Consider the following 24277-nt stretch of genomic DNA (forward strand, 5'->3'; position numbering starts at 1 on the left):
GTTCCTCCTTAGGCGTGAATCGGTAATCCATCAACGGCAAGTGCCGCTTCCTGGAAGGCTTCGCTCAATGCAGGGTGTGGGTGCACAAGTTGTCCCATCTCCCAAGCCGTCGCGTTCAAGACGAGCGCGAGTCCACCTTCTGTGATGAGTTCAGTCGCTTTCGGTCCGACGATATGAACACCGAGAAGGTCATCTGTTTCTTTGTCCGAAACGAGTTTGACGAATCCGTCTGCTTGTCCTTCAATTCGCGCTTTCCCGAGTCCGTTGAATCGATATGTCCCCGTCTTCACATCATGTCCGGCATCTTTTGCCGCCTCTTCCGTCAAGCCGACCGAAGCGACTTCAGGAACGCTATATACACAACGTGGAATGAGCGCATAATCGAGTGGTGTCGGCTCAAGTCCAAGAATCGTTTCGACCGCCTTCACGCCTTCTGCAGACGCGACGTGAGCGAGTTGTAACTTCCCGATGCAATCACCGATTGCGAAGATATGACGTTCTTTCGTCCGATACTGACTATCGACTTGGATGATCCCGTTTTCTACGACGATGGAAGTGTTTTGAAGTCCTAAGTCTTCCGTGTTGGCAACTCGACCAACCGAGACGAGGACACTGTCTACTTGTAACATCTCTTCCCCGACAGCAAGCTCCACTGTATTTTCGTGAATCAATGTTCGTTCGGCGTCGACCGTCACGCTCTTCTTCACACGGACACCACGCTTCTTCAATAAGCGTTCCACCTCACGAGAGACCGCCTTGTCCTCAAGTGGAAGTAATCGATCTCCTACTTCGATCAACGTCACGTTCACATCTAAATCGACGAGCATGGACGCCCATTCGACTCCGATGACACCTCCACCGACAATCGCAATCGATTCAGGAAGTGTCTCAAAATTGAGGAGGTCGTCCGAGTTTAAGATACGTTCGTGATCGAACGGCAAACCAGGAAGTTCACGCGGAATCGAACCTGTCGCGATAATCAATTGGTTTGGCAAGATGAGCTCTGACTCACCGCTTTCATCTTCAACGGATACGGTCCCAGGTTGTGGCGAGAAGATACTCGGTCCAAGGATCGAGGCTTTTCCGCGAAACACTTCAATTTTCCCTTGTTTCATCAAGTGCTCGATTCCTTTTTCAAGACCAGCCACAAGATCGCGTTTATACGTTTGAGCCCGTTCCATGTTGAACGTCACACTTCCCGTTTCTACGCCGTACGTTGCCCCCTGTTTCGCCGTTTGATAGACATGGGCAGCTTTTAGAAGAGCTTTCGTAGGGATGCAGCCTCTATGTAAGCAGGTGCCGCCTAATTTTCTCGCCTCGACGATTGCGACAGATTTACCAGCCTGTGCAGCCTTGATCGCAGCCACATATCCTCCTGGTCCTCCACCAATGACGACAACATCAAATTCTCGTGCCATGTGTATCCCCCTCATATTCTCTTGCGGTCTCTTCCTTCTCGATGACGCGAAGTGCACCTTCTGCCAAGGCTTTCAATTCATCTTCACCTGGATAAACGTATACCGGCGCGAGGAATGCGACACGCTCTTTAATCTTGTCAGTCAGCCAGTCAGAATAAGCGATTCCACCTGTCAATAAGATGGCATCCACTCGGCCACTGAGCGTCGCACCATGTTTTGAAATCTCTTGTGCGACACGGTATGCCATCGTCTCATAAAGGAGTCTCGCCTCATCATCTCCCGATTCCATCCGTTGCTCAATCTCAATCGCATCGAATGTACCGAGGTGTGCGAACAACCCACCTTGACCGACAATTTTCTTTTTCATTTCCGATTCTTTATACCTGGTACTATAACATAGTTCTACTACCTGTCCAACAGGAATTGAACCTGCCCGTTCTGGAGCAAGTGGTCCATCACCGTCGAGTCCATTGTTCACATCGATGACGCGGCCTTGTGCATGAGCACCGACCGTAATCCCTCCGCCCAAGTGAGCGACAATCAAATTCAGCTCATTGTAATCGCTTCCATTTTTAGTCGCAAAACGTTTGGCGACGGCCTTTTGATTCAGGGCATGAAAGATACTACGGCGATCGATGTCGGCCATTCCGGTCTTTCTTGCCAACTCATGCATCTCATCGACAACGACAGGGTCAACGATGAAGCTTGGGATTCCTTCATTCTCGCCTATTTTGGATGCAATCAATCCACCGAGGTTAGACGCATGCATACCGAATCTTCCGCTCGTCAAGTCCTCTCGCATCAAATCATTGACGGTATACGTTCCTGATGTCATCGGTGCAAGCAAGCCACCACGACCGACAATCGCGGTCAAATCGTTGACCGCGATGCCAGTCTCTTCTAACAAGGCACGTACTTCTTGCTCACGATGAGGTAACTGCTCAGGAAGGGTGAGACCGGTCACATCAATCTCATGGCGGACCGTACGTGTCATCACTTCTTCCTTCCCATCAAACAATCCAACTTTTGTCGAAGTCGACCCAGGGTTGATCGCAAGAATTAGCCGTTTTGTCATCTTAGCGTCTCCCCAGAATACTTTTTTCAACTTTGAGGAACTGACTACGTGAACGTGACATCATATGAATCCGCTCTTCAGCCATCTTGTCAGCCGCCACATGCGTCGGTACTCCATCACGCTCCGCAATTTCAAAGACACGCATCATGTTGTCATAGATGAGTTCGACTTTCTTCATTGCCCGTTCACGGTTATAACCTTCGAGTTCGTCCGCGACGTTGATGACACCACCGGCGTTGATGACGAAGTCTGGCGCGTAAAGGATACCGTTCTCGTCAAGTACATCCCCATGACGATCTTCAGCCAATTGGTTGTTTGCGGCACCTGCAACGATTTGTGCTTTCAATTGTGGAATCGTTTTGTCGTTGATGACTGCACCGAGTGCACATGGAGCAAAAATGTCACACTCGACCGCGTAAATCTCATCTGGTTTGACGATCGTCGCACCAAAGTCTGCTTCTGCACGTTTGAGCGCTTCTTCGTTGATGTCTGTCACAATCAAATGTGCACCTTCTTCATGGAGGTGGCGGCATAAGTTATAGGCTACGTTTCCGACACCTTGCACGGCAACCGTCTTCCCTGCGAGTGAGTCTGTTCCGAACTTCCATTTTGCAGCGGCTTTCATACCGCGGTAGACGCCATATGCCGTTACTGGTGAAGGGTTACCACTTGAACCGAACGCAGGACTGACTCCTGTGACGTAATCCGTCTCCATGTGAATGAAGTCCATGTCAGCTACCGTCGTGTTCACATCTTCAGCTGTGATGTAACGTCCACTTAGTGATTGTACGTATCGACCGAATGCACGGAAGAGAGCTTCTGACTTGTCCGTCTTGGCATTTCCGATGATGACAGCTTTCCCACCACCAAGGTTGAGTCCGGCTGCAGCATTTTTATAAGTCATTCCTTTTGCGAGACGCAACACGTCTGTGAGCGCTTCTTGCTCTGACTCATAATTCCACATACGAAGTCCGCCAAGTGCTGGACCGAGTGTCGTATCGTGGATCGCAATGATTGCTTTTAACCCAGAAGCTTGGTCTTGGCAAAATACGATTTGTTCGTAATCCTCAGATTGTAAGACATCAAAAATACGGAAGCGTGGTTCTGTGTTTGTTTCCATCATGATCAATTCCTCCTGTTAAGTACGATTAGTTTTTGGCATGTAACAAAGCGAATGCGAGGGAATAAAGTTTCGCCTCCGCTGTATCGGCACGACTCGTCAATACGACAGGGGCAGATGCGCCAACGACAATCGCCGCAACGCTCGCCTCTGCAAAGTACATGATTGATTTATAAAGGACGTTGCCGACCTCTATGTATGGTACGACTAATAAATCTGCTTGCCCCGCCACTTCACTATTGATTCCTTTTTGTTTCGCTGCGACCATATCGACTGCGTTATCAAGGGCAAGCGGTCCATCTACGATACAGCCTTTGATTTGTCCTCTACGATTCATCTGACTGAGCAACGCGGCATCGAGCGTCGCATTCATCTGAGGATTAACAACCTCAACAGCCCCAATTGCTGCGACTTTTGGCGATTCGTAACCGATGTCATGCATCGCTTCTACCGCATTATGAATGATTTCGACCTTTTCTTCGAGCGATGGCGCGATATGGATTGCTGCATCGGTCACACCAATCAATTTTTCCCGATTTGGAATTTGAAATAATGCGATATGACTGAGCGTCCGGTTCGTCCGAAGGCCAGCCTCTCGATTGAGGACGGCTTTCATGAATGTCGATGTCGACACCATTCCTTTCATGAGCACATCCGCCTCTTTGTTTTTCACGGCTAGTGCAGCACGTCTGGCAATCTCTACGTCACCTTTTGCATGTAAAATATCGACATCTGACTCATCGATTCCATACTGTTCACATAACTTTCGGATTTCCCGAGCTTCTCCAAATAAAATGAAACGTGACAATCCATGATCCGTGGCAAGTTTTACGGCTCGGATCACTTCTTCATCCGCTGCCCCCGCAATGGATACCGTACAACCCTCTAGTTGTTTTGCGTTCTTCAGCATCCGTTCAAAATTCATCATTGTCCCCCCTTGCTCTCTACACTATAACATAAGCAAGTTTGTTTCCTAAATTGTAAGCGCTTTATCATGCGGATGACTATGCAAAAAAATGCTTACCATGCAATTATTTTCATGCATATTATTTCATGGTTTCTAGTTTATTGTATAAAGTCCGAATCGAAATTTTTAATCGACGGGCAGCTTCTGACTTATTTCCACCAGCCTCTTCGATTGTTCGCTCAATCAAATCACGCTCATATTTCGCCACCGCCTCATGGAGCGTTCCAGACTCGACGACTTTCTGACTCGGCGTACGCGGTGATAATTGAAGGTGATGTGGAGCAATCCATTGTTCCGCGCTCGCCATATAAATCATCGCCCGACCAATCACATTCTCAAGTTCTCGGACGTTCCCTTTCCAATGCTGACTTTTTAGAAGCATCAGGGCATCTTCATCCACACCTTGTACACTCCGTCCATATTCTTGATTCAACTTCCGAATGATACGATCACAGAGTGCCTCGAGTTCATTCAACCGTTCACGAAGTGGAGGGATATGGATTGGCATGCGGTTGATGCGATAGTACAAATCTTCTCGGAACGTCCCATCTGCCACTTTCTGTTCAAGGTCAGCATTCGTCGCGGCGATGATGCGGACATCAATCGGAATCGCCGTCGTCCCACCGACTCGGACAATCTCATTTTCTTGAAGCACACGTAGAAGCTTCACTTGGACATCAAGTGGCAGTTCTCCGATTTCGTCCAAAAAGAGCGAACCGCCATCTGCCTCCTCAAAGTAACCGGTCTTTCCGCCACGCTTCGCGCCACTGAACGCTCCATCTTCATAGCCGAACAGTTCACTTTCGAGAAGCGTGGGTGAAATGGCCGCACAGTTTACCCGGATGAACTTTTTGAATTTCCGAGGGGACTCCCCATGAATGGCATGGGCGAACAGTTCTTTTCCTGTTCCCGATTCTCCGCGAATCAATACTGTTACCGGGGTCACAGCTGCCAATTTCGCTTGATCGATGACGAATCGCATCGTATCACTTGTCGCGATGATATCGGCAAACTGATATTTCGCCTCTAGATTTCGAATGCGTGTTTTCGCTTCTTGTAATTCATCACGCAGCGCACGTATTTGAGACACGTCTCGAATGACGCCGACCGAACCTCTCAACTTCCCCTCAACGATGATGGGTTCGGCATTCACAAGAATGTCACGTCGCGTCGCCCCGATTTGCATCCGAATGTCTCGGACCCCCTGCCCCGTCGATAGTACTTTCAAATGTACACTCTCCTGCATCCCGATGTCGGCAGTGGCGGGTTTATCGACGACATCCTCCTTTTTGAATCCCGTCAACCGTGTGTAAGACGGATTGATTAATATGGTGTTGCCGTGATGATCGGCTACCGAAATTGCCTCACTCGTACACTCGATGATTGCCTCAAGCATTTGCTGATTCTGCTTCAATCGTTCGACAACGATCCGAATAAACTCTCCTGGCAACACAACCGCATCTTGATAATGATCCTTCAACTCTTCAAACGTTTGATGCTGTCCTGTCGTCTCAATGACAAAGTCCAATGATGCATCCGCATATTTTGTCCAATTGTCCGTCACGGCGATGCCATAACTTTTGGCAAGTGCAATCCCTTCAGCCGATGCATCGGAGTCCACGACCGCCACGATCGTAGCAAGCGGAGAGTCCATCAACATGTTCAGGACTTCCGTCCCCCCTTTTCCTGCCCCGACAATCATCAATCGTTTATTCATACGAATTCCCCCATCTTTCTCTCTTCTCATCTTCATGCTACTGAATACAAACATGATGCGCAAGCCGCCTAAAAATAGACAGTGTAGAATGAATGAATTTCTGTTAAAATAATGTATGGTAAAGGAGGAGATTGCATGCGTTTCATCGCGCTTCTAATCTTAATCGTCCCTGGCTTACTCGGTGTTTACGGAATCAAATTACTTCGCGATAGCTTCTTTTTGAAGACGAGTGGACCATTCACATGGATTGATTCACTCGCTGCCGCCTCCATGTTGCAGGGGACTTTTGGACTTCTGCTCGCCATGGGCGGGATCGGATTTGTAGCTGGCTATATATTTAACCGCGATAAAAAAACAGGTAAAGTTCAACGACTCGACTCATAAGCGCACAAAAAAAGGTTCCCTAACTTGACTTCATTTCAAGTGCGGAACCTTTTATTCGTATTGAATTGTGATCACTACGGATGATCTCCTTTCCAACTACTTTACTTCCATTGACATGAGATCCAACGTCTTCTTAATGAAGAAGTATGAAAGAACTTTAGTAACTGCCGTCTTGCGTGAACGGAACGCTTCCATTCGAGTTACTAACTTTTTTTGTTATCGGATCATGTCCAACCATCCATCGTGAAGTCGAACGCTTGCCATAAACTATTCAACGGTTGACAACACTCCTTTTGGTTAACTGAACGATTCGTTTTTCCTATATCAACCCCTAGCTTCGAGTTGATGATAGAATCGTCTCGCGAATGAGCGACTGTCGCGACCTCACGTCGGGACATTAACGACTTGAGATGTCGTTCCCACCTCTGAGCTATTGTCGGATAACGAACCGAGATGATTTTGTTTCTTCAAACATTGCTCCGGAACAAGTTTGAAAAGCGTTCATCTGACGCTTGTCCAAGTAACTTGGTACACCTTTATTATAACAAACCACACTCGTTTTGCAAGCGCTTTCTTTCATAAAGTAAATAAATTTTTTTATTGATTATTTTACAAAAAGGACTAAACCATCAAACGGCTTAGTCCTTCTGAAAGATTCAATTACTTTTAAACGACAAGTAGGTGACGAAATACGAAATAAACTCCGAGTTCTTCGGACTCCGCTCACGCTCAGGTCGCCCTTCAAACATCTCATGATCGCGCATGCCATTCTCCCACGCCGTCTTGATCGCGTGACGCATCGCCCGCTCTACACGTGAGGAAGTCGTATCATGCTCTTTTGCGACCATCGGATACAATTCCTTTGTGATTAATCCGAGCAAATCTTGACGCTCGCGTACGTAAATGACGGCTTGGCGGATATACTTGAATCCTTTGATTCGAGGGGAAATGCCAAGCTGTTGGAGCAAGATCGAAATTTCAATTTCATCTGGGGACATTCCTTCGAATTCGCGATTCGCACCATCCGACAACTCACGAATTTTCGTCAACAGTTGTTGGATATTGAAAGGTTTGACGAGAAAGTAAGAGGCCCCCAATTGAACCGCTTGTTTCGTCACTTCATCTTTTCCGAACGCACTCAACATGATCACTTCCGGCTTATCATCACCGAACTCTTCATGTAAACGTTGCAATACTCCGATTCCATCCAAATGAGGCATGATAATATCGAGTAAGAGTACATCCGGTTGGTGTGTCTTGACGACCTCCAAGCACGCTTCACCATCGTGCGCTGTTCCAACGACACGGAGATCAGGCTCAGATTCTAGTTGTCGGCTCAACAAATCGACGATTTCTCGATTGTCGTCCGCAATACATAATGTAATCACTTATGACACTCCTTTGATGAACTTCTGTTTTACTTGCTGTGACATTTCGAGCAACTCTTCAACATGTTGCTTCGTCAAGTCTGTCATTTGAATACCAGCAATCATTCGACCTAGCTCGTCGATCCGGCTCTCGCGGTCAAGAGTGGCAACGTTCGTCTTCGTCCGGTCGTCTGTTTCCGTTTTCGTGATGTAAAGGTGTTGATCTGCCATTGCAGCAACTTGAGCTAAATGCGTGATACACAGCACTTGCGACCCGACAGACAGACGGAAGATTTTTTCTCCCATCGCTTGTGCGACACGCCCTGATACTCCTGTATCGACTTCATCGAAGATAATCGATGCGACTCCGACCGTTCGGGAAAAGATTGATTTAAGGGCTAACATGACACGGGAAAGTTCACCACCTGAAGCGACTTTCGCAAGCGGCTTGAACGGTTCTCCGACGTTTGTCATCATATAAAATTCGACATCATCAAAACCGTCTTGTTTCAATGTCGTCGTACTGAATCGAACTTCAAACGCTGTTTTCTCCATATATAATTCTTTTAGTTCTCGATGGATGTCATGTTGAAGGGACTCGGCCGCCGCTTTACGTGACGCCGACAGCCGTGCACCTGCCTCTTTTGCAACTTTCTCTAGTCGGACAAGGTCCTCAGACAGTGTTTGCAGCAACTCCTCACGATTCGTCATCGATTTCAATTCATCGGATACTTGTTCCCCATAGGCGATGACTTCTTCGATTGTCGTGCCATATTTCCGCTTAAGCTGTTGGAACAGCGCTAGACGCGACTCGATTTCATCCAAACGAATTGGATCAAACTCAAGTGAGTCGAGTTGATCCCGTAACTGAAACTTTGCATCTTCGAGCAAGTAATAAGCGTTCGAGATTGTCTCTGACACTGATGCGAGGGAAGAGGACAATTGAGAAGCTTCTTCCATCTCGCGCATTGCGACCCCGATTTGGTCAAGTCCGTTTGACTCTTCAGAGACTGCCTCATAAGACAGGCGAATGTGTTGATGAATGCGTTCAAAGTTCGCTAATTCATCCCGTTCTTCCATTAATGCCTGTTCTTCACCCTCTTTTAGTTCAGCCGCTTCAATTTCTTTCGTTTGAAACGATAATAAGTCCATGCGCTGTGCAAGCTCTTGTTCACTTTGACTGAGTCGCTTCAGTTCATCCGCGACTTGCTTCCAAGCTGCGTACGCTGTCTGATATTCCTCTAATAATGGAGCGATTTCCTTTTCGGCATAATGGTCTAGAATGCCCAAGTGAAATTCTGAGTCCATCAAGTGTTGATGTTCATGCTGACCGTGAATATCTACAAGCAAGCGACCGAATTCACGTAGCGTCGAGAGTGGCATCATCTTCCCATTCACACGGCAGACGCTTTTCCCGCTACTATGTAAGTCTCGGCGCAAAATAACTGTCCCGTCCTCGATTTCGATGCCGTATTGTTCGGCCGCCTCAATGACCGGGTGATCCGATTCAACCATGAACATTCCTTCGATTTCGGCCTTATCCTGACCATAACGAACGAATTCGCTCGATCCACGTCCTCCAACAAGCAACCCAATCGCATCTAACAAAATCGATTTACCGGCACCTGTCTCACCCGTGAGAACGGTCATGCCCCGATTAAACGGAATGTTTAATTCGTCGATAATCGCAAACTGTTTGATTGATAGTTCTGCCAACATACGTACTTTCACCTCATAACATTCCGAGTAGTCGATCGATGATTTGTTTCGCTTTCTCCTCATCGCGAGCAATCATGAGAATCGTGTCATCTCCACAAACTGTTCCAATCAATTCGTCCCATGACAGATGGTCAATCAAGACACCGATTGCATCGGCATTACCTGGTAGCACTTTCATGACAACCAGGTTTTGAGCTGAGTCGACCGAGACGAAGCTGTCACCGAGGATGCGCTTCATTTTTCCGTATGGGTTAAAACGCTGATCCGCAGGCAAGCTGTATTTGTATCGTCCGTCGTTCAAAGGAACTTTCACTAAATGTAATTCTTTAATATCCCGAGATACAGTCGCCTGTGTGACGGGATATCCTAAGCGACGAAGTTCGTCTACTAATTCATCTTGCGTTTCGATTTCACGATTCGTCACGATGTCTCGAATTTTAATCAATCGCTGTCCTTTATTCATAAGCGCTGACACCTCATTCTTCGTTTCACATACACATTATCATTCTAAAGTATTGTCGAAAAAAGGTCTAGCATTCCGGTGGGTATTTCCACCATTCTCCATCTCTTCTTCGTCGATAAGAAAAAGCTACAGACAAAGCTGTCTGTAGCCATTGCTCATCCCTTTAGTTTGGCATGCGCCGCATCCACCACGTCTTCGACTCGAAGGGATGGTTCGACTCCACCTACCCCCGTATAACGAGCGAATAAGAGGAATTCAATGTTTCCGTCCCCACCCGTGATCGGGGAGTAGTCCAATCCTTCGACGAAGAACCCTTCCGATGCAAAATAGCGGACCATATCACTCGCCACTCGCTCATGTACGTCACGGTCTCGCACAATCCCTTTCTTCCCGACGTCGGCTTTACCGGCTTCGAATTGTGGTTTGACGAGCGCCATGACGACACCCTCCTGGTTTAAAATCGCTTTTAGAGGTGGCACCATGAGACGAAGTGATATGAAAGAAACATCAATCGTCGCAAAATCTGGTTTGACCGGGAATTGATCGGCTGTCGCATGACGGAAGTTCATCCGTTCCATGACGATGACGCGATCATCGCTACGAAGCTTCCATGCGAGCTGGTTGTAACCAACATCGACCGCATACATTTGCGTCGCCCCGTTTTGAAGCGCACAGTCCGTAAAACCTCCCGTAGAGGAACCGATATCAATCCCCACACGGCCTTGAACGTCGAGCGGGAACACTTGCAGAGCTTTCTCAAGCTTCAGCCCGCCTCGTCCGACGTACGGTAGAACTTGACCTTTCACTTCAAGAGGGATATCGTCAAACACTTTATCGCCCGCTTTATCCAGACGTTCGGTCCCGCTGTAGACAAGCCCGGCCATGACAGCCCGTTTCGCCTTCTCTCGTGTTTCAGCGAGACCGCGTTCGACGAGTAGTACATCTAATCTTGTTTTCGTTCTTTTTTCCATAATCCCTCACACATTCTGTCGATTTGTCTCCATCACGAACCGTTCAATCGATTCCGCCATTTGGGCTGGTCGGAGACCAATCTCTTCTAAAAGTTGGTTAACACCGCCGTGCTCGATATATCGGTCTGGAATCCCGAGGCGTTGAATCCGCGGGAACGCTCCTGTTTCATTCGCATGTTCTAACACACTGCTTCCAAAGCCACCTGCGAGTGCTGCTTCTTCAAGTGTCACGAGCGGAATGCCCTCTGCATATAAAGAAGTGAGCATTGCATCATCGAGCGGCTTAATCGTGCGACAATTGATGACGCGCACACTGAGCTTGTCCTCTAATAATGAGCGTACTTCCAACGCGTCTTGAACTTGTGGTCCGAACGTCAAAATGGCGACATCCGTTCCTTCCGCCTCGACTTCCCAATCATCGAGCGAGATTTCTTGGAGCGTATCACTCATCGGCACCCCAATCCCTTCACCACGAGGGAAACGGATTGCAATCGGTCCATCATCGTAACGAAGCGCTGAGTAAACGAGTTGTTGTAACTCTTCTTCATCTTTCGCCATCAAAATTCGAATATTCGGTACGTGACGCATGAAGGCGATATCGAATACACCTTGGTGCGTCTCTCCATCTGCCCCGACAAGTCCTGAACGGTCAATCGTGAATACAACGTTCAAGTTTTGACGACAAATGTCATGGACGAGTTGGTCGTACGCACGCTGGAAGAATGTTGAGTAAATCGAGACGACCGGTTTCAAACCTTGTGTCGCCTGACCTCCCGCTAGCGTTACCGCATGTTGTTCGGCAATCCCGACGTCAAACATGCGTTCCGGGAATTTTTTCGTGAAGCAGTCGAGTTTTGAACCAACACTCATTGCCGGCGTGATCAAAGTCACCCGCTCATCCGATTCTGCCACTTTCGTGATCGTCTCAGCGACGACTTTTGAGTAGCTCGGTCCTTTCGGCTTCCCTTTGATCACTTCACCTGACTCAATTTTATAAGGTCCTAAACCGTGCCATGTTCCAACACCATCTAACTCAGCGGGACGGTAACCCTTTCCTTTTTTCGTGATGACATGAACGAGAACAGGTCCATCGATTTTTTTCGCATACTCGAGTGTCTCAAGCAAGTCTTTCAAATCGTGACCGTCAGTCGGTCCAAAGTAAGTGAAACCGAGTTCTTCAAAAAATGTGCCTGGAATGAGTGCAGACTTCAACAAATCTTTTACTCGCTCCCCACTTCGTTCGAGTGAATTGCCGACGAGTGGAATATGCTTGATGATTGATTCCATCTCTTCACGTGCATGTTTCAATTTGCGTGACGCACGGATTCGACCGAGCATATTATGCATCGCCCCAACGTTCGGCGCGATGGACATCTCATTGTCATTCAAGATGACAATGACATTCTGCTTCTCGGCACCGATGTGGTTCAGCGCCTCGAGCGCCATTCCCCCTGTCAATGCTCCATCGCCGATGATGGCAATGGCACGATCATTCGCGCGTCCTTTTAACTCATTTGCGATCGCAATCCCCATTGCTGCTGAAAGAGACGTTGAACTGTGGCCAGTCTCCCATACATCATGTTCACTCTCACAACGTTTAGGAAAACCACATAATCCGTTGTATTGTCGAAGGGTATCAAACTGGCTCGTACGTCCTGTCAAAATTTTATGAACGTACGCCTGATGACCGACGTCCCATACAAGTTGGTCTTTCGGACTGTCAAATACACGGTGCAGGGCTAGCGTCAACTCCACAACTCCTAAGTTTGGCGCTAAATGCCCTCCCGTCACTGCCAATTTTTCAATCAAGAATCGTCTAATGTCTGAGCCGAGTGATTCGAGTTCGGTTACAGACATCCTTTTCAGGAATGACGGGTCTTGAATGGATGTCAAGTCCATAATGACCATCCTTTCTCCTCACATTTTACTGATTCGTACCTTACATTTTACAAGAATGTGACGGTAGATGCCACACATTCCCCAAAACAAAGGTGACACGATGTGCTCATCGTGTCACCGGGGTCAATGATTTCGTTTCACCACAAACGCCAACAAGTCTAATAATAGCGGAGCTTGAATCGAAAGTGACTCAATCGCAAAGGTCGCTGCCTCTACTTCTGCATCGAGCGCACGCTTCGCCCCGTCTAATCCGAGCAGTTTCGGATACGTCGTTTTTTCGTTCTCTTCATCCGAACCGACACGTTTCCCGATTGTCTGCTCGTCCCCGACGACATCTAAAATATCGTCTTGGATCTGAAATGCGATGCCAAGGTGTCGGCCGAACTGTTTTAATTGTGTTCGATCTTCCTCCGATACACCGGCAAGGATTCCACCTGCTTCAAGCGCATAGACGAGCAGTGCACCCGTCTTTCGTTCGTGAATCGACTGAAGTTCCTGTAACGTGACGTCACTCCGTTTCTCAGCAAGCATATCGTCCAACTGACCGCCGACCATGCCAGAGCTACCGGCAGCTAGACCGAAAACGCGGATGATTTCGACGATTTCTTCAGCAGGGAGCGACATTTGTGCGAGAATGCGAAACGCATCCGTCAGAAGCGCATCCCCTGCTAAGATGGCAGTCGCCTCATCAAACTGTCGGTGATTCGTCGGTCGACCTCGGCGAAGATCATCATCATCCATCGCCGGCAAATCATCGTGAATAAGTGAATATGTATGGACCATTTCGAGCGTCGCCGCAACCTCACTGCCTCGCTCGAGTGGTACACCGTACGTTTCTAGAACAGCATAGACAAGCGCGGGGCGGATTCTTTTTCCGCCCGCTTCTAAAGAATAGACCATCGCATCGCGAAGTCGCGACGGCATGTCACTCGTCTCAATGAGCGAACGCATCGACTCTTCGACAGTTCGCTTCCACTTGTTCAAATCATCCGTGCGATTCATGCAGATCCCCCTTTTTCACGAAGGGTACCGTCTAACTCTAGTATTTCGTCCATTTTCTTTTCAGCGGCCGAGAGTTTTGTCTGGCACAAAGCAGATAACCGGACACCTTCTTCATATAAAGTCATCGCTTCCTCTAACGGTACGTCACCGGTTTCGAGTTGCGCGACAATCTGTTCGAGTCGTTCAAGTGCCGCTTCAAACGTCTGTTCTTTTTTCGTCACCAACAATCCTCTCCTTCACCTCAGCGACAGCATGACCGTCCCGAAAACGAATCGAGATGTTCCCATCGCGTAATTCTTTCACATTTTGCACATATGCTCCATCTTGTTCAATGAAGGTGTAGCCCCGTGATAGGACGGCGAGCGGACTGACCGCATGCAATCTTCCTACCTGTTGCGCAAATTGTCGTTTTGATTGTTCTAATGGTTTCGTCCGACGAAGTCGATCGACCATTTGATTGACCTGTTCTCCTTGTTGCGACAAGGTTTTTGAGAACCGTTTCACATCAAGGTATTGTGACAACTGACGGAGCTGATGAGTCGCTTCGGTAAGATGTCGTTTCATCCCTTGCTCGAGGCGGATTTCCGACTGAGCAAACCGTTCTCGTTTTTGAGAAATCGTATATCGTGGTGATTTCAGGCCATAACTGTTGATCATTCGCTCTACACGATTCCGAGAATCATCGAGTTGAATCCTGACGGCTTTATGCAGATGGTTGTCAAGACGCTCTAAATCTTTCCGCTGTGAGTCAATCATCGCTGTGGCGAGTTCAGCCGCCGCTGTCGGAGTTGCCGCCCGAACATCTGCGACAAAATCAGCGAGCGTATAATCCGTCTCATGACCGACAGCAGAGATGATCGGGATGGTCGACGCATAGATGGCTTCGACCACGACATCCTCATTGAACGCCCACAATTCTTCAATCGAGCCGCCACCACGGCCGACGATGAGTACATCACAGTCGGTCCGTTCATTCATCCACCGAATGGCAGATGCCACTTGTGGGGCAGCCATTTCGCCCTGTACGGCCACAGGGGCAAATGTGATGGAAACGTGGGGCGCACGACGCCGAAGTGTAGTCGCGATATCATGTAGCGCTGCACCTTTCGGAGATGTGACAATTCCAATCCGCTCAGGAAACGTCGGAAGGAGTTGTTTTCGGTCTGCATCAAACCACCCCTTCTCCTCAAGTTCACGTTTTCTCGCCTCATACTGTTCGTACAATAAACCGATTCCGTCTTGACGCATCAGTTCGACGTACAATTGAACGTCACCGGTCGCTTCATACATAGTCACTCTTGAGACGGCGATGACCTTCATTCCATCTTTCGGTTCGAATTGAAGCTGTTTCGCATCTCGAGAGAACATGACGGCTTTCATGCGGGACGCATCATCTTTCAAGGTGAAATAACAATGACCAGATGAATAGCGTTTAAAATTCGAGATCTCACCGATGACCGCGACTTGTCGAAGCAAGACATCATCATCGAGTTGTCGCTTCACATATCGAACAACTTCGGAGACCGGAAGTGGATTAGCCACGTGACGCTACCTCGACCGTGTTATGCATAAGCATCGTGATCGTCATTGGACCGACACCGCCAGGAACCGGTGTAATCGCACTCGCCTTCTCTTTGACGGCCTCATAGTCGACATCGCCAACGAGACGTCCTTCGACACGGTTGACGCCGACGTCGATGACGAGCGCACCAGGTTTGACCATTTCTGCAGTAACGAGACTTGCACGCCCAACTGCGACAATTAAGATGTCAGCCTGTCTTGTCATTTCTCCAAGGTCTTTCGTTTTCGAGTGACAGTACGTGACCGTAGCAGATTCATTCAAGAACAACATGCCGACTGGTTTTCCGACGATTTGACTGCGACCGACGACCACGACGTGTTTCCCAGCAATCTCAGTTTGTGTCTTTGCGAGATGCAAAATGCCGTGTGGTGTACATGGAAGCAACGTATCAAGACCGAGCATCATCTTTCCGACGTTCTCAGGATGGAAGCCGTCAACATCCTTCTCAGGAGAGATACGCATGATGACTCGTGATTCGTCAATGTGTTTTGGTAGTGGGAGTTGCACGAGAATCCCGTGTACTTCCTCATCCTCATTCATCAAGTCAATCAAGTCGAGCAATTCTTTCTCGCTAATCGTTTCATCAAAACGGAGCACTTGTGAATCGATTCCGATTTCTTGTGCTGCCCGTTCTTTCCCGCGTACATAGCTATGACTTGCTGGGTCATCCCCAATCAATACTACTTTTAATTTCGGTACGATGTTGCGTGCACGAAGTGCTGTCACACGCTCTTTTAACGTTTCTCGATATGATGCTGCCACTTGTTTCCCGTCGATCACTACTGCCATCTCTCTCATCCCCCGTTGTCTTTAGGTTTTTCTGTAGTTGGTCTGGTGTCTTATCTCTATTTTTTAGTCTTCTCTAATAATGTTGCCGAGTACGCCATTCACGAGCTTACCGGCTTCTTCGTCTCCGAACGATTTCGCGAGTTCGACCGCCTCGTTGATCGTAACGTTCTCTGGGATCGTTTCGACGTATAGCAATTCAAACGTCGCCATTCGTAAAATCGTACGTTCGACATTGCCAAGACGATCCAAACGCCAGTTTTTCAAGTTTTCGACGAGTAAAGCGTCGATATCCTCTTGATGCTCTAGCGTTCCTGTGACGAGCTGTTCGTAAAACGGATCAGACTCTTGACCGTCCAATGCGAATTCGATGGCTTCGTCCACCTCTAATTTAGATACTTCGATTTGAAAAAGCGTTTGAATCGCTTTCTCTCGTGCTTCATGACGTTTCATTCAGTTACTCTCCTTTTACATGCTTTCATTGTGATAGTTTAGCATAAAGCACTCATAAATTCAGTACAAAAAACCAGGAAGCCGAAATAATGTTCGGGCTTCCTGGTTGTTGTTATTTCGCCAATGACATTTCTTTTTCGACAAATTTCGTGTCAAATGTACCGATTCGGAACTGTTCATGTGCCATCACTTGTTGATGGAACGGAATCGTTGTTTTGATTCCCGAAACCGTAAACTCGTCTAAAGCGCGTAACATCTTTAAAATCGCCTCGTCACGCGTCGGCGCATGTACGATCAACTTGGCGACCATCGAGTCATAAAACGGAGGAATCATCGCTCCTGCATATAGACCGCTGTCCACCCGAACGCCCATACCACCTGGGACGATGTATTGATCGATTTTTCCGGCCATCGGACGGAAGTCCATGAACGGGTCTTCTGCGTTAATCCGACATTCAATCGAATGTCCAGAGAACGTGATGTCTTCTTGTGAGATGGCGAGCGGATGTCCGAGCGCAACTTCTAATTGTGCTTGTACGAGATCGAATCCGGTGATCATCTCCGTGACCGGGTGCTCGACTTGAATCCGTGTGTTCATCTCCATGAAATAGAATTCATTGGATTCTGGAACATAGATGAACTCGATTGTTCCCGCTCCAGAATATTGAATCGCTTTCGCCGCCTTGACTGCCGCATCTCCCATCATTTGACGTGTCGCTTCGTCAATCGCAGGTGACGGGGCTTCTTCAACGAGCTTTTGCATCCGTCGTTGAATCGTGCAGTCGCGCTCTCCTAAATGAATCACGTTCCCGAATTGGTCAGCGAGTACTTGCACTTCTACGTGACGGAACGACTCGATAAATTTCTCGAGATACACATCTCCGTTACCGAACGCCTGCTTCGCCTCTTTGCGTGTCGCAATCAACCCTTGAATGAGTTCGTCTTCGTCTCGGGCGACCCGAATACCGCGTCCCCCACCACCTGCCGTCGCCTTGATGATAACCGGATAGCCCATCTCGCGCGCGAGTTCCACTGCCTCTTCATCCGTGACGACACCGCTAGAACCCGGGACGACCGGCACACCTGACTCGATCATCGTTCGTTTGGCCTCATCCTTGATTCCCATCTTGCGGATAGCATAGCTACTCGGCCCGACGAATTGGATACCACACGCCTCACACATCTCCGCAAATTCAGCATTTTCAGCTAAAAATCCGTATCCAGGGTGTACCATTGTCGCATCCACGGCACAGGCGACCGACAGGATGTTCGGAATATTCAAATACGAGTCTTTTGACGGGTTTGGTCCAATACAATATGCCTCATCGGCCATATGAACATGTAACGCTTCACGGTCTGCTTCTGAAAAAACAGCGACCGTCGGAATATTCAATTCTTTTGCAGCACGTATGATTCGAACCGCGATTTCTCCACGGTTAGCGATTAATAATTTCATAACGACCTCACTTCACGCTGAAGAGCGGTTGACCGAATTCGACGAGATCGCCATCTGCGACGAGCACTTCTACGATTTCGCCACTGATTTCCGCTTCGACATCGTTAAACAGTTTCATCGCCTCTAGAATACAGACGATTTGTCCTGACTCCACTCGGTCACCTACATTGACAAAGGCTTCTTTATCCGGAGCTGGGCGGGAATAAAACGTTCCGACCATTGGAGAGGTGATTGTACGATAAGACGCTTCTTCTGGCGTCGATTGTTCTTTATTTTCTTCTGCTTGAGGAGAAGGCGCAGGTGGCGCGATCGCTTGTGTCTGCATCACAGGCGCACTCATGACCGCTTGCGCTTCTTTCTTTAATGACAGTTTGAAATCAGATGTTTCAAGCTCCATTTCATGAACCGTTGATTGGTCCAATAGTTGAATGAGCTCTTTGATTTGATCGATTTGCATCTTTCTTACCCCCTGTTTATACCTGGTACTAATCTCCTCTTCACTATAACTGGTCAGACCAATGAATGCAACGAGAAAAAAAGAGTGCCCATTCATTCGAATGAACACTCTGTCAGATTAACCGTTGTAACGACCCATGAACTCTCCAGTACGTGTATCAACTGTCACTTTTTCACCTGGCTCGATGAAAAGTGGTACTTGAATCACATGACCTGTTTCAACTGTCGCGTTTTTCTTCACGTTCGATGCTGTGTCCCCTTTGACGCCTGGGTCTGCTTCGATGATTGTCAATACGACGCTTGTCGGAAGCTCGATTCCAAGAATCTCACCATTGTAGTCCGCGATGCTGACTTCCATGTTTTCAAGCATGTAAGGAAGCGCTGCTTTCACTTGTTCGCTCGTCAACTCAAGTTGCTCGTATGATTCATTGTCCATGAAGACATACGTGTCGCCCATTGGATAGAGGTATTGCATACGCTTACGCTCGATGTGTGCACGTTCGATTTTTTCTCCACCGCGGAACGTTGTCTCTTGAATCGCTCCGTTGCGCAAGTTACGCATTTTTGTACGTACGAATGCTGCACCTTTACCTGGTTTTACGTGTTGGAATTCGATGACTTGCCAAATCGAACCGTCAGAAGTTTTGACTGTCAATCCTGTTTTTAAATCGTTTACTGATACCATGTTAATTTCCTCCTAAATTCAGATGAGACTCAAGCCTCAATCGTAATTAACTCTTTTGGCGACTGCGTCAGACGGTAACATCCGTCTTCCGTAACGACGACATCGTCCTCAATTCGGCAACCGCCGACACCGTTGATGTAAATACCCGGTTCAATCGTGACGACCATCCCTGGCTCGAGTACTGTTTCCGAGCGGAATGATAATCCAGGTGCCTCGTGCACTTCCATGCCAAGGCCATGACCTGTCGAGTGGCCGAAGTATTCACCATATCCTGCCTCTTTAATGATGTCTCGTGTCAATGCGTCAGCTTCAATCCCTGTGATGCCAGCACGTGTACCTTCCACACCAGCGAGTTGGGCACGAAGCACTGTGTCATAGATTTGACGCAACTCGTCCGAAATCGGTCCGACCGCGAGTGTACGCGTGATATCTGAGCAGTACCCTTTGTAGTATGCACCAAAATCAAGTGTGACGAGTTCGCCAGATTCGATGACCTTATCGCTCGCAACTCCGTGCGGAAGTGCCGAGCGGAGACCAGAAGCGACGATCATATCGAACGATGACGAATCAGCACCTTTTGAGCGCATGAACATTTCGAGTTCGTTTGCGACTTCTCTCTCGGTACGTCCCGGACGAATGAATGTCTGGATATGTGCATACGCTGCATCAGCGATTGCCGCAGCTTCCTTCATAATCTTAATCTCTGATTCATCCTTAATCAAGCGCAGTTTTTCAACGATTCCAGACGTCTCGATTAGATTTGCATCCACTTCTTTTTCATAAGTGCGATATTGTCCGACTGTCATCGCGTCTTGCTCGATTCCAAGGCGTGCGATTGACTCACGTGACACAACATCTGCCACCGATTTGATGAGTGACGTATCAAGTTCAATGATGTCATACCCTTTTACTTGATCGTTCGCCTGTTCCGTGTAACGGAAGTCTGTGATAAAGCTTGCAGATTTCGCCGTGATAACGATCACACCGCTTGATCCGGTGAAGCCTGATAAGTAACGAATGTTCTCCCGTTTTGTGACGAGCAATGCGTCAATCTCGTTTGCCTCTAACTGTGCTTGCAGTTTGTTTACGCGTTCAATCATGTCGATTCCTCCAATGTTCGATTAGTGCATGCAGTGCCAACGTGTAACTCGTCAGTCCAAAGCCGGTAATGACACCTAGACATACGCCTGCGAGTTTTGACTCGTGGCGAAACGATTCTCTAGCATGCACATTCGAGATATGTACTTCAACGACCGGGGCAGCGATTGCAGATATAGCATCGCGAATCGCGATCGATGTATGCGTATAAGCACCCGCATTCATAATGACACCATCATAGTCGTAGGCATCATGTAGCGCATCAATCAACTCTCCTTCGTGATTAGATTGAACGAAAGTGAGTTCGACGTCATCCGGTGCAGCAAGCATCAATTCGGCAGCTAAACCTTTTAACGACACGTCCCCATACACGTCCGGTTCACGGCGACCCAATAAATTTAAATTCGGACCATTCAACACTAGAATCCGCAATCTTCTTCCCCCTCGTTCGTCAAGTCTTATCTATTGTAACAAATTTATCGAAAGAACGTGAATCGAGCCTTCCGCCCTTTCATTTTTTTTATAAATCGCGGTATAATTCAAGTACAACTCTGTAAGAATCGAGGAAAGTGAATGAATTCTAAACCAAACATTCCTGTCGGAGGACAGGCACTCGTGGAAGGCGTCATGTTCCAAGGCCGCTCCGAGAGCGCATCCGCCATTCGGCGAAAAGACGGATCAATCGAAACGTTCGAGCAAGCGCGCATCCTCGTCCCGTGGGTCCAATCGTTGAAAAAGGTACCGTTTTTAAGAGGGATTGTCGCACTATATGAATCACTGAAGAACGGGTCAGCGCATATGAATTTTGCAAGTGATCGCTATGACGTCGATCCGAGTGAAGATGTCAGCACGAACGAGGACCAGAAGCAGAGCATGTGGATGATTGCTTTCATCGCCATCATCGGTGTGATTTCTTATGTTTTTGGGAAGTTGATTTTTAACGTGACTCCAGCTCTTCTTGCCTCGATGTTTCAAGACGTGCCGTTATTTTCCGGACACGTGGTTCAAAACCTCCTTGAAGGGGGAATAAAATTAGTATTGTTGCTCAGTTACCTCTATTTGATATCGTTGACGCCTCTTATTAAACGCGTCTTCCAGTATCATGGGGCTGAACACAAGGTCATCAACTGTTATGAGTCCGGACGTCCGATTACGGTCGAACAAGTTCGAAAGAGCTCACGTCTTCATTACCGTTGTGGCTCGAGTTTTATTTTGTTCACCGTTTTCGTCGGGATTGGCGTGTACATGATCGTCCCAATCGATCCGCTTTGGCTACGACTCGTCAGCCGAATCGCGCTCTTACCTGTCGTCATCGGAATCTCATTTGAAGTCCTTCAATTCACCAACCGTTTCCGTGAACATCGCTTTCTTTCATTCCTCGGAAAACCGGGTCTGTCTCTCCAGCTATTGACGACTCGAGAGCCGAGCGATGAACAGATTCAAGTCGCAATCGAAGCATTCGAGACATGGGAACGTAAAGAGTTAGGAGAATCGGTCATTCATAGAGAGGGATAAGAGGAGGAAGCACCATGATCAGACAAAGAATTGGTTCGACCGCTGCAACAATCGTGTTTATCTTAGGCTTCATCGGGGTCGGGCATATGCTCGCCACCGATCCTGGTCGATTATTTAGACAATTGTTGTTCATCGGGATATTCGGGTTAGTCTTTTATGTGATCTATCGCGTTTTCATCGGACGACGTATGTCCCCAGAGGATATGCGCTATCGTAAAACCGCTCAAGCCTCTAAGAAACGTATGCAAGGGAACCGTGGACCTCAGGTCAAACCTTCCGCATCCGTGAAGAATAAGAAGAACAAGAAGCCGGGATCGAACGTCACGAAGTTGTCCAAACGATCGAACGTTCATCGAAGCAATCCCCCGCATCTCACTGTAATCGAGGGAAAAAAAGGGAAGAAGAAAAAGAAAGCCAACATGTAAAAAGGAGCGCCGCGGCGCTCCTTTTTACGTTGTCTCTACATATCCGATGTAGGGTAAGTTGCGATACTGTTCCGCATAGTCGATGCCGTACCCGATGACAAATTCATCCGGAATCTCAAAACCGACATAGTCTGCATCTAATTGTACGAGACGTCGAGCCGGTTTATCAAGAAGCGTACAGATTTTCAGCTGTTTCGGTTGATGTAGTTCCATATGCTTGCACAAGAACTTCAACGTCTGTCCTGTATCGATGATGTCCTCGATGATGACGACATATTTTCCTTCGACATCCAAGTCAAGGTCCTTACGTAATTGTACACTCCCACTCGAAACGGTCTTTTTCCCGTAAGAAGACGTTGCGACTGTGTCGAGTTGTACACTTCCTTTCATATAACGCATCAAATCAGCAGCAAACACCATTGACCCTTTTAAGACCGCAACAATGACAATAGGTGTCCCGTTAGCGTCTTTCTCAATTTCTTCTGCTAATTCTTGTACCCGATTTCGAATTTGTTGCTCATCAAACAGTTTTCCTTTAATTTGAATGTCCATCAGCTCGGCGAATGTTCGCCGTCACCCCCTATTTAGTGAATCCACGATTCATCTTATCATATTATCGACTTAAAAATATACATTAGAAGATAAAATAGGTTTTTCGTTCGTATTTAACCCCTATTCACCCTATAAAAAAACGTCAATCGTAAGAAATTGACGTTTTTCCTATACATTATTCTTCTGCAGCTCGCTCTTGCTCACGAAATTCTCTAAATTGATCCATTAGTTCGGGTTTGTCTTCAAAAAACTCTACAAACTGCGTCATGCAATCGAGCGTATTTGAACTGAGGTGATGTTCGATTCCTTCCACATCCTCATATACATCCGCTTCGTCGACTCCAATCAGACGTAAAAAAGACTCGAGCATCGCATGGCGCTCGACGAGTCGTTTCCCTACTTTTTGACCTTTCTTCGTAAGCATGAGGCCGCGATATTTTTCGTACACCAAATATTCTTCACGGTCCAACTTCTGGACCATTTTGGTGACAGAGGAGGGATGAACTCCTAAATGTTCGGCAATGTCAGAAACACGCGCATATCCTTTTTCTGACATGAGTAAATAAATCCGTTCTAAATAATCTTCCATACTCGGCGTCGGCATGGGCACGACCTCCCCTAATGTTCCGGTTTCCACTTTACATTTTATCCTAACTAAGCTGAAATCGAAAGGGAAAGCCCCAATTCATTCAGTCAATCATTGTCTCGTGACCTTAAATTCATTATAATGAGATATGGTAACTTTGAAAGAGAAGGGAAGAACATCTATGGGAATCGAAACAATCCTCGTCATCCTCCTATGGGTTGCCTTGATCGCCTACATCGTATGGCGCTTCATGCCAGCTCGCGGGTTGAAAAAAATGAAACAAGAAGAATTCCGTGCTTCACTCCGCAAAGGACAATTGATTGACGTACGTGAACCGAATGAATATAAAGGTGGTCACATCGTCGGTGCTCGAAACATCCCGGTCGGTCAACTCAAGATGCGCATGAAAGAATTACGTAAAGACCAACCGATCTTAATCTATTGCCAAGGAAGCTCACGTTCTAACCAAGCGGCCAAACTACTCATGAAAAATGGATATAACAATATCTACATGCTTGAAGGCGGCTTCAAGAACTGGAAAGGCAAAATTAAAAAAGCATAAAAAATGGGCGGGTCGATTG

The 24277-nt window shown here is 47.6% G+C and carries 27 protein-coding genes; 4 read left to right on the forward strand and 23 right to left on the reverse strand.

Features of this window, described 5'->3' with window-relative positions; genetic code table 11:
- Positions 1 to 8 precede the first annotated feature (8 nt).
- The 5 genes from lpdA to KNP04_RS01510 form a co-directional block, all read right to left on the reverse strand.
- Entirely contained in the window at positions 9 to 1418 is a 1410-nt protein-coding gene (gene lpdA / locus KNP04_RS01490) for a dihydrolipoyl dehydrogenase (RefSeq protein WP_214820191.1), read from the reverse strand.
- The gene (buk, locus tag KNP04_RS01495; protein WP_214874506.1) at positions 1402 to 2493 is read right to left on the reverse strand and encodes a butyrate kinase; all 1092 of its coding nucleotides are present in this window, start codon (positions 2491 to 2493) and stop codon (positions 1402 to 1404) included. Before buk ends, lpdA begins: the two co-directional genes overlap by 17 nt.
- A gap of 1 nt (position 2494) precedes the next feature.
- Positions 2495 to 3616 carry a Glu/Leu/Phe/Val family dehydrogenase gene (locus KNP04_RS01500; RefSeq protein WP_214820195.1) on the reverse strand — a complete coding sequence of 374 codons (1122 nt, stop codon included), beginning with the start codon at positions 3614 to 3616 and terminating at the stop codon, positions 2495 to 2497.
- Between the two features lie 25 nt (positions 3617 to 3641).
- Complete coding sequence (yqiS, locus tag KNP04_RS01505; protein ID WP_214820197.1) at positions 3642 to 4538, reverse strand: phosphate butyryltransferase; 897 nt, start codon at positions 4536 to 4538, stop codon at positions 3642 to 3644.
- A 121-nt stretch (positions 4539 to 4659) separates the two neighbouring features.
- Positions 4660 to 6297, reverse strand: a complete 1638-nt coding sequence (locus tag KNP04_RS01510) for a sigma 54-interacting transcriptional regulator (RefSeq protein ID WP_214820199.1) — start codon at positions 6295 to 6297, stop codon at positions 4660 to 4662.
- A gap of 135 nt (positions 6298 to 6432) precedes the next feature.
- Between KNP04_RS01510 and KNP04_RS01515 the strand changes: the two genes are divergently transcribed.
- Entirely contained in the window at positions 6433 to 6681 is a 249-nt protein-coding gene (locus KNP04_RS01515) for a DUF2627 domain-containing protein (RefSeq protein ID WP_074033291.1), read from the forward strand.
- A 224-nt stretch (positions 6682 to 6905) separates the two neighbouring features.
- Here the strand turns inward: KNP04_RS01515 and KNP04_RS01520 are convergent, their stop codons facing one another.
- The 16 genes from KNP04_RS01520 to aroQ form a co-directional block, all read right to left on the reverse strand.
- The gene (locus tag KNP04_RS01520) at positions 6906 to 7079 is read right to left on the reverse strand and encodes a hypothetical protein (RefSeq protein WP_214874507.1); all 174 of its coding nucleotides are present in this window, start codon (positions 7077 to 7079) and stop codon (positions 6906 to 6908) included.
- A 258-nt stretch (positions 7080 to 7337) separates the two neighbouring features.
- Positions 7338 to 8069, reverse strand: a complete 732-nt coding sequence (spo0A, locus tag KNP04_RS01525; protein WP_214820201.1) for a sporulation transcription factor Spo0A — start codon at positions 8067 to 8069, stop codon at positions 7338 to 7340.
- A complete protein-coding gene (recN, locus tag KNP04_RS01530) occupies positions 8070 to 9767 on the reverse strand; it encodes a DNA repair protein RecN (protein ID WP_214820203.1) in 1698 nt (565 codons plus the stop codon).
- Positions 9768 to 9780: 13 nt separating this feature from the next.
- Positions 9781 to 10230, reverse strand: a complete 450-nt coding sequence (ahrC, locus tag KNP04_RS01535; RefSeq protein WP_214748051.1) for a transcriptional regulator AhrC/ArgR — start codon at positions 10228 to 10230, stop codon at positions 9781 to 9783.
- 155 nt (positions 10231 to 10385) lie between these two features.
- Positions 10386 to 11201, reverse strand: coding sequence for a TlyA family RNA methyltransferase (locus tag KNP04_RS01540; protein ID WP_214820205.1), 816 nt, complete (start codon positions 11199 to 11201; stop codon positions 10386 to 10388).
- A gap of 6 nt (positions 11202 to 11207) precedes the next feature.
- Positions 11208 to 13100, reverse strand: a complete 1893-nt coding sequence (gene dxs / locus KNP04_RS01545) for a 1-deoxy-D-xylulose-5-phosphate synthase (protein ID WP_214820207.1) — start codon at positions 13098 to 13100, stop codon at positions 11208 to 11210.
- Between the two features lie 123 nt (positions 13101 to 13223).
- Entirely contained in the window at positions 13224 to 14102 is an 879-nt protein-coding gene (locus KNP04_RS01550) for a polyprenyl synthetase family protein (RefSeq protein WP_214820209.1), read from the reverse strand.
- Positions 14099 to 14323 (reverse strand): exodeoxyribonuclease VII small subunit, encoded by a 225-nt coding sequence (gene xseB, locus KNP04_RS01555; protein ID WP_214820211.1) that lies wholly within the window; start codon positions 14321 to 14323, stop codon positions 14099 to 14101. The genes KNP04_RS01550 and xseB overlap by 4 nt, the downstream gene beginning before the upstream one ends.
- Positions 14298 to 15644 carry an exodeoxyribonuclease VII large subunit gene (gene xseA / locus KNP04_RS01560; RefSeq protein WP_214874508.1) on the reverse strand — a complete coding sequence of 449 codons (1347 nt, stop codon included), beginning with the start codon at positions 15642 to 15644 and terminating at the stop codon, positions 14298 to 14300. The genes xseB and xseA overlap by 26 nt, the downstream gene beginning before the upstream one ends.
- On the reverse strand, positions 15637 to 16473 hold the full coding sequence (folD, locus tag KNP04_RS01565) for a bifunctional methylenetetrahydrofolate dehydrogenase/methenyltetrahydrofolate cyclohydrolase FolD (RefSeq protein WP_214820215.1): 837 nt from the start codon (positions 16471 to 16473) through the stop codon (positions 15637 to 15639). Before folD ends, xseA begins: the two co-directional genes overlap by 8 nt.
- Positions 16474 to 16536: 63 nt before the next feature.
- Positions 16537 to 16923: a transcription antitermination factor NusB gene (gene nusB, locus KNP04_RS01570; RefSeq protein ID WP_214820217.1), complete on the reverse strand. Its 387-nt coding sequence runs from the start codon at positions 16921 to 16923 to the stop codon at positions 16537 to 16539.
- 112 nt (positions 16924 to 17035) lie between these two features.
- Positions 17036 to 18379 carry an acetyl-CoA carboxylase biotin carboxylase subunit gene (gene accC / locus KNP04_RS01575; RefSeq protein WP_214820219.1) on the reverse strand — a complete coding sequence of 448 codons (1344 nt, stop codon included), beginning with the start codon at positions 18377 to 18379 and terminating at the stop codon, positions 17036 to 17038.
- 7 nt (positions 18380 to 18386) lie between these two features.
- Complete coding sequence (gene accB, locus KNP04_RS01580) at positions 18387 to 18836, reverse strand: acetyl-CoA carboxylase biotin carboxyl carrier protein (protein WP_214820221.1); 450 nt, start codon at positions 18834 to 18836, stop codon at positions 18387 to 18389.
- A 117-nt stretch (positions 18837 to 18953) separates the two neighbouring features.
- Positions 18954 to 19520: an elongation factor P gene (efp, locus tag KNP04_RS01585; RefSeq protein WP_214820223.1), complete on the reverse strand. Its 567-nt coding sequence runs from the start codon at positions 19518 to 19520 to the stop codon at positions 18954 to 18956.
- Positions 19521 to 19549: 29 nt separating this feature from the next.
- Positions 19550 to 20617 carry a M24 family metallopeptidase gene (locus KNP04_RS01590; protein WP_214821688.1) on the reverse strand — a complete coding sequence of 356 codons (1068 nt, stop codon included), beginning with the start codon at positions 20615 to 20617 and terminating at the stop codon, positions 19550 to 19552.
- Positions 20613 to 21050 carry a type II 3-dehydroquinate dehydratase gene (gene aroQ / locus KNP04_RS01595; RefSeq protein ID WP_214820225.1) on the reverse strand — a complete coding sequence of 146 codons (438 nt, stop codon included), beginning with the start codon at positions 21048 to 21050 and terminating at the stop codon, positions 20613 to 20615. Before aroQ ends, KNP04_RS01590 begins: the two co-directional genes overlap by 5 nt.
- Positions 21051 to 21191: 141 nt before the next feature.
- Here aroQ and KNP04_RS01600 point away from each other — a divergent pair, with 141 nt between their 5' ends.
- Together KNP04_RS01600 and KNP04_RS01605 are read left to right on the forward strand one after the other, a co-directional pair.
- On the forward strand, positions 21192 to 22133 hold the full coding sequence (locus tag KNP04_RS01600; RefSeq protein WP_214820227.1) for a DUF1385 domain-containing protein: 942 nt from the start codon (positions 21192 to 21194) through the stop codon (positions 22131 to 22133).
- 14 nt (positions 22134 to 22147) lie between these two features.
- Positions 22148 to 22558, forward strand: a complete 411-nt coding sequence (locus tag KNP04_RS01605) for an SA1362 family protein (RefSeq protein WP_214874509.1) — start codon at positions 22148 to 22150, stop codon at positions 22556 to 22558.
- Between the two features lie 24 nt (positions 22559 to 22582).
- On the opposite strand, the gene hpt is transcribed toward KNP04_RS01605, so the two are convergent.
- Entirely contained in the window at positions 22583 to 23110 is a 528-nt protein-coding gene (hpt, locus tag KNP04_RS01610; protein WP_074033308.1) for a hypoxanthine phosphoribosyltransferase, read from the reverse strand.
- A gap of 175 nt (positions 23111 to 23285) precedes the next feature.
- A complete protein-coding gene (mntR, locus tag KNP04_RS01615; protein ID WP_074033309.1) occupies positions 23286 to 23714 on the reverse strand; it encodes a transcriptional regulator MntR in 429 nt (142 codons plus the stop codon).
- Between the two features lie 163 nt (positions 23715 to 23877).
- Between mntR and KNP04_RS01620 the strand changes: the two genes are divergently transcribed.
- The gene (locus tag KNP04_RS01620; RefSeq protein WP_083600098.1) at positions 23878 to 24258 is read left to right on the forward strand and encodes a rhodanese-like domain-containing protein; all 381 of its coding nucleotides are present in this window, start codon (positions 23878 to 23880) and stop codon (positions 24256 to 24258) included.
- The last annotated feature ends 19 nt before the right edge of the window (positions 24259 to 24277 follow it).

The organism is Exiguobacterium sp. CH10 (genome assembly GCF_018617635.1).
Classification (GTDB): Bacteria; Bacillota; Bacilli; order Exiguobacteriales; family Exiguobacteriaceae; genus Exiguobacterium; species Exiguobacterium aestuarii_A.

Excerpts from the sequence above, each read along its gene's own strand:
- lpdA (WP_214820191.1), bottom strand. The coding sequence starts at position 1,418 with ATGGCACGAGAATTTGATGTTGTCGTCATTGGTGGAGGACCAGGAGGA.
- buk (WP_214874506.1), bottom strand. The coding sequence starts at position 2,493 with ATGACAAAACGGCTAATTCTTGCGATCAACCCTGGGTCGACTTCGACA.
- KNP04_RS01500 (WP_214820195.1), bottom strand. The coding sequence starts at position 3,616 with ATGATGGAAACAAACACAGAACCACGCTTCCGTATTTTTGATGTCTTA.
- yqiS (WP_214820197.1), bottom strand. The coding sequence starts at position 4,538 with ATGAATTTTGAACGGATGCTGAAGAACGCAAAACAACTAGAGGGTTGT.
- KNP04_RS01510 (WP_214820199.1), bottom strand. The coding sequence starts at position 6,297 with ATGAATAAACGATTGATGATTGTCGGGGCAGGAAAAGGGGGGACGGAA.
- KNP04_RS01515 (WP_074033291.1), top strand. The coding sequence starts at position 6,433 with ATGCGTTTCATCGCGCTTCTAATCTTAATCGTCCCTGGCTTACTCGGT.
- KNP04_RS01520 (WP_214874507.1), bottom strand. The coding sequence starts at position 7,079 with ATGTCCCGACGTGAGGTCGCGACAGTCGCTCATTCGCGAGACGATTCT.
- recN (WP_214820203.1), bottom strand. The coding sequence starts at position 9,767 with ATGTTGGCAGAACTATCAATCAAACAGTTTGCGATTATCGACGAATTA.
- ahrC (WP_214748051.1), bottom strand. The coding sequence starts at position 10,230 with ATGAATAAAGGACAGCGATTGATTAAAATTCGAGACATCGTGACGAAT.
- KNP04_RS01540 (WP_214820205.1), bottom strand. The coding sequence starts at position 11,201 with ATGGAAAAAAGAACGAAAACAAGATTAGATGTACTACTCGTCGAACGC.
- dxs (WP_214820207.1), bottom strand. The coding sequence starts at position 13,100 with ATGGACTTGACATCCATTCAAGACCCGTCATTCCTGAAAAGGATGTCT.
- KNP04_RS01550 (WP_214820209.1), bottom strand. The coding sequence starts at position 14,102 with ATGAATCGCACGGATGATTTGAACAAGTGGAAGCGAACTGTCGAAGAG.
- folD (WP_214820215.1), bottom strand. The coding sequence starts at position 16,473 with ATGGCAGTAGTGATCGACGGGAAACAAGTGGCAGCATCATATCGAGAA.
- nusB (WP_214820217.1), bottom strand. The coding sequence starts at position 16,923 with ATGAAACGTCATGAAGCACGAGAGAAAGCGATTCAAACGCTTTTTCAA.
- accC (WP_214820219.1), bottom strand. The coding sequence starts at position 18,379 with ATGAAATTATTAATCGCTAACCGTGGAGAAATCGCGGTTCGAATCATA.
- accB (WP_214820221.1), bottom strand. The coding sequence starts at position 18,836 with ATGCAAATCGATCAAATCAAAGAGCTCATTCAACTATTGGACCAATCA.
- efp (WP_214820223.1), bottom strand. The coding sequence starts at position 19,520 with ATGGTATCAGTAAACGATTTAAAAACAGGATTGACAGTCAAAACTTCT.
- KNP04_RS01600 (WP_214820227.1), top strand. The coding sequence starts at position 21,192 with ATGAATTCTAAACCAAACATTCCTGTCGGAGGACAGGCACTCGTGGAA.
- KNP04_RS01605 (WP_214874509.1), top strand. The coding sequence starts at position 22,148 with ATGATCAGACAAAGAATTGGTTCGACCGCTGCAACAATCGTGTTTATC.
- hpt (WP_074033308.1), bottom strand. The coding sequence starts at position 23,110 with ATGGACATTCAAATTAAAGGAAAACTGTTTGATGAGCAACAAATTCGA.
- mntR (WP_074033309.1), bottom strand. The coding sequence starts at position 23,714 with ATGCCGACGCCGAGTATGGAAGATTATTTAGAACGGATTTATTTACTC.
- KNP04_RS01620 (WP_083600098.1), top strand. The coding sequence starts at position 23,878 with ATGGGAATCGAAACAATCCTCGTCATCCTCCTATGGGTTGCCTTGATC.